The sequence below is a fragment of the Bordetella petrii genome (genome assembly GCF_020991325.1).
GTDB classification, from domain to species: domain Bacteria; phylum Pseudomonadota; class Gammaproteobacteria; order Burkholderiales; family Burkholderiaceae_B; genus Bordetella_A; species Bordetella_A petrii_E.
The window spans coordinates 1-3,749 of sequence record NZ_JAJMLX010000360.1 but is presented as its reverse complement, the minus strand read 5'-3'; the positions used below and the strand labels follow the sequence as shown (position 1 = coordinate 3,749).

Sequence of the window (3,749 nt, the reverse complement as noted above, 5' to 3'; positions counted from 1 at the left end):
ACGTCCATGATAAACGCTGCGCCGGCGCCCGGTGGCGCACGCCGGCCGCCGGCGCGTTGACCGCCCCCGGGGCCAGGCATAGAATCGTCTGGCATTTGTTTATGTTTCAAGGTTTTAAGCCGTCTCGCGGCCCCTGCCGCCCGATGCCATCTTCTTTCCCGGCCGCCTTCCATCATGTCTTCCGCAGCGCCCAGTTACGCTTTCGCCACGCCATTCCAAACCCCCGCCGCCTCGCCCATCCGTTCGCTCATGTCGTATGCCATGCGCCCGGGCAGCATTTCGCTGGCCGGCGGCTATCCGGCGCAGGAACTGTTCGATATCGACGGCCTGACCGCCGCGTCCAATCAGGTGCTGGCGCACCTGGGCGCCTGCCTGCAGTATTCCAATATCGATGGCCAGGCCAGCCTGCGCCACGAACTGGCGCGCCTTACGTCCGAGCGCGGCCTGGTCTGCGACCCTGATACCGAACTGGCAGTCACCGGCGGCTCGCAGCAGGCGCTGGCCCTGGTCAGCCGGGTCATGCTGCAGCCGGGCGACCACGCTTTCATCGAAAGCCCGGCGTTTCCCAATTCGGTGCAGGCGTTGCGCTACACCGGCGCCACGGTGCATACGGTGCCGTCCGGCCCCGAGGGCGTGGACGTCGACGCGCTGGACGACATGGCCGCCCGCATCAAGCCCAAGATCGTCTGCGTGGTGGCTTCGTTCTCGAATCCGTGCGGCGCCACCATCAGCCGGCAGCGCCGCCTGCGCCTGCTGGAACTGGCCGTCAAGCACCAGTTCCTCATCGTCGAAGACGACCCGTACGGTGAACTGCGCTTCGCCGGCGAGCCCGTGCCGCCCATCGCCGCGCTGGCCGAAGGCGAGGCGCGCCACTGGGCGGTGTACATCTCGACCATGTCCAAGACCATGGCGCCGGCCTTGCGCATTGGCTGGCTGGTGGCGCCGGCCGAAGTGCGCCGCCGCTGCGTGGGCGCCAAGGCGGCCGACGACATGGCCTCGTCGGCCTGGATCCAGGAAGTGGTGGCGCAGTACCTGGCCGATGGCCGCTACCAGCAGCACGTGCCGCGCATCCGCGCCGCCTATGGGGCCCGTTGCGATGCGCTGGCGCAGGCACTGCAGCAATCCCTGGCCGGCCGTGTCACGTTCCGCAAGCCCGAGGGCGGCATGTTCTTCTGGGCGCGCCTGGACGGCGATATCGATGCCACGCGGCTGCTGCCTTATGCCATCGAACAGGGCGTGGTGTATGTGCCGGGCAAGGCGTTCTATGCCAACGCGGACCAGGCCGACCTTAACGCCATGCGCATGTCGTTCGCCACCATGAATGAAGGCCAGATCGCCCAGGGCATCGAACGCCTGGGCCAGGCGCTGGACGCCTGCCAGGCCAATGCGCCCGTGTCGGTGTCGCTGGCGGCATGACACCGCGCCCGGCCCGCCCGGATGCCAGCGGGCCCTAGCGCTTGCGGCGGTACAGCAGCGAAATTTTTGCGAAAGCAATCTGCAGTTCACGCGTGCCGCCCTGGAACACCACGGGGCGGCCGCGCTGCGTGAACACCACCAGCCGCTTCGAGAACAGCAGCGGCACGAACTTGGCAAACTGGATATCCTGCCAGGCCACTTCGCGCCGGGTGATCCAGGTTTGCCGCAGGCCGGCTTCGTCGATGGTGGTGACAGACTTCTGCATATGCCACGACACCAGCGCCAGCCCCAGGAAGCACAGCACCACGATCACGCCCAGCATGGTGCTGACCTGCCCGGGCGGCAGGCGGATGGCCGACGACACGATCTGCACGCCGATCACCGCCAGGATGATCCAGGCCAGGATGCGCACCCAGTCGGGCCAGGCCTGGCCCGCCAGCGGCAACGGCCCGATCTCGCGCAGCAGCGCATCGCGTTCTTCCGTGGTGGGGGCGGCAAAAAGAGGGTTCATGCGGGTGGTTCCCGGTAGTGCGGCGGGGCGAGGGCCGAATCGCCTCGCCTGGCGCGCATTCTACGTGGGTTTTGGTTACGCGGCCCGCTTGGCGGCCACGGCATTGCCGGCCCGGCTGCCGCCCTTGCGGTTCAGATTGGCCGACATCCACTGGCCGATGTCGACCACCGCGTCGAAGTCCACGCCGGTATCGATGTCCAGGCCGCGCAGCATGTACAGCACGTCTTCGGTGGCCACGTTGCCGGTGGCGCCCTTGGCGTAGGGGCAGCCGCCCAGGCCGGCCACCGAAGTATGGAAAATGGTAATGCCGGTTTCAAGCGCCGCCAGGATATTGGCCAGGGCCTGGCCGTAGGTGTCGTGGAAATGCCCCGACACCCGGGCCGGGTCCACGTCCCGCGTGACGGCGGCCATCACGTCGCGCACCCGCTGGGGTGTGCCCACGCCGATGGTGTCAGCCACGTCGATTTCGTCGCAGCCCAGCGCCATGAAGCGCCGCGCCACGTCCACCACGGACTCGATGGGCACTTCGCCCTGGTAGGGACAGCCCAGCGCGCAGCTGATGGCGCCGCGCACCCGCACGCCCGCCGCGCGCGCGGCTTCGGCCACGGGTTCGAAGCGGGCAATGGATTCCGCAATCGAGCAATTGATGTTCTTCTGGGCAAACGCCTCGCTGGCCGCGCCGAAGATCACGACTTCGTCGGCCTTGGCGGCCAGCGCGCCTTCCAGCCCTTTCATGTTGGGCGTCAGCACCGAATAAATGACGCCGGGCTTGCGCTGGATGCGCGCCATCACATCGGCGGCGTCGGCCATTTGCGGCACCCATTTGGGCGACACGAACGAGGTGGCTTCGACGTTCGGAAAGCCGGCGGCGGTAAGGCGGTCGACCAGTTCCACCTTGATGTCGGTGGAGATCAGTTCTTTTTCATTCTGCAGACCGTCGCGGGGAGATACTTCGACGATCTTGACGCGGGAAGGCAGTGCCATGTCTCTTCCTGTAGTTGTGGATGGCGCGCCCGCGGCGGGCGCGCGGCAGGGAATAATCATAATAGTAGCCCCGCCCGCGATGCGTGCCGCAGTTCGGCGCCGGATACCCGGCGGCCTTTAGTCCAGCCGCTGGAACCGTCCGCCGTCCAGCCGCGCCACGCGGCCGGCCAGTTCCAGTTCCAGCAACTGCGTGGTCAGCGCGGAAATATCCAGGCCGGTGCGCGCCTGCAGGGCATCCAGGTGCAGCGGATCGTGGCCCAGGGCGCGCAGCAGCGGGGTGTCTGGTTGCGCGGGTGCGGCAGCAACCTGGGCGGTGACGCGTTCCGCGGGCCCGCCGCCGCCCAGTTCGTCGGTAATGTCTTTGGCGGTTTCCACCAGCTTGGCGCCTTGCCGGATCAGCGCATGGCAGCCGCGCGACAACGGCGAATGGATGGAACCCGGAATGGCGAAGACTTCGCGCCCGCTTTCGCCGGCCAGCCGCGCCGTGATCAGCGAACCGCTCTGGCGTGCGGCCTCGACCACCAGCACGCCGCGCGCCAGCCCCGCCACCAGGCGGTTGCCCCAGGGGTCGCCGAGCATCTCCAGCATCTCGTGGCTGGCGGTCAGCGACCAGCTGTCGCTGTACTGGATCAGGGAGAAGGGCTGGCCGTTCTTGTCCATGTGGACACCGGCCGCGCCGGGTTCGCCGATGTCGTCGCGGACGATCATCGGCCAGTAGCCGACCGGCACGTCGTGCAGGCTGTCGAAGGCGTCGACGGACGCCGGGATCTGCCACAGCGGCGCGAAGTCCCGGATGGCCTGCTTCTGGAGGGCGGCGGCCACCCGGGTGAGCTGGGAC

The 3,749-nt window shown here is 68.0% G+C and carries 4 protein-coding genes; 1 reads left to right on the top strand and 3 read right to left on the bottom strand.

The features are described from left to right. Positions 1–174 precede the first annotated feature (174 nt). Positions 175–1,416 (top strand): PLP-dependent aminotransferase family protein, encoded by a 1,242-nt coding sequence (locus LPZ50_RS22865; RefSeq protein WP_230665112.1) that lies wholly within the window; start codon positions 175–177, stop codon positions 1,414–1,416. Between the two features lie 34 nt (positions 1,417–1,450). On the opposite strand, the gene LPZ50_RS22860 is transcribed toward LPZ50_RS22865, so the two are convergent. From LPZ50_RS22860 to LPZ50_RS22850, 3 genes are all read right to left on the bottom strand, one after another. Beyond that, positions 1,451–1,927 (bottom strand): hypothetical protein, encoded by a 477-nt coding sequence (locus tag LPZ50_RS22860; RefSeq protein ID WP_230665111.1) that lies wholly within the window; start codon positions 1,925–1,927, stop codon positions 1,451–1,453. 75 nt (positions 1,928–2,002) lie between these two features. Beyond that, positions 2,003–2,911 (bottom strand): hydroxymethylglutaryl-CoA lyase, encoded by a 909-nt coding sequence (locus LPZ50_RS22855; RefSeq protein ID WP_230665110.1) that lies wholly within the window; start codon positions 2,909–2,911, stop codon positions 2,003–2,005. Between the two features lie 117 nt (positions 2,912–3,028). Further along, the coding region (locus tag LPZ50_RS22850) for a DNA-processing protein DprA (protein WP_230665109.1) at positions 3,029–3,749 on the bottom strand (721 nt) is incomplete at its 5' end.

Coding starts and splice junctions, on each gene's coding strand:
- LPZ50_RS22855 (WP_230665110.1), bottom strand. CDS start 2,911: ATGGCACTGCCTTCCCGCGTCAAGATCGTCGAAGTATCTCCCCGCGAC.
- LPZ50_RS22865 (WP_230665112.1), top strand. CDS start 175: ATGTCTTCCGCAGCGCCCAGTTACGCTTTCGCCACGCCATTCCAAACC.
- LPZ50_RS22860 (WP_230665111.1), bottom strand. CDS start 1,927: ATGAACCCTCTTTTTGCCGCCCCCACCACGGAAGAACGCGATGCGCTG.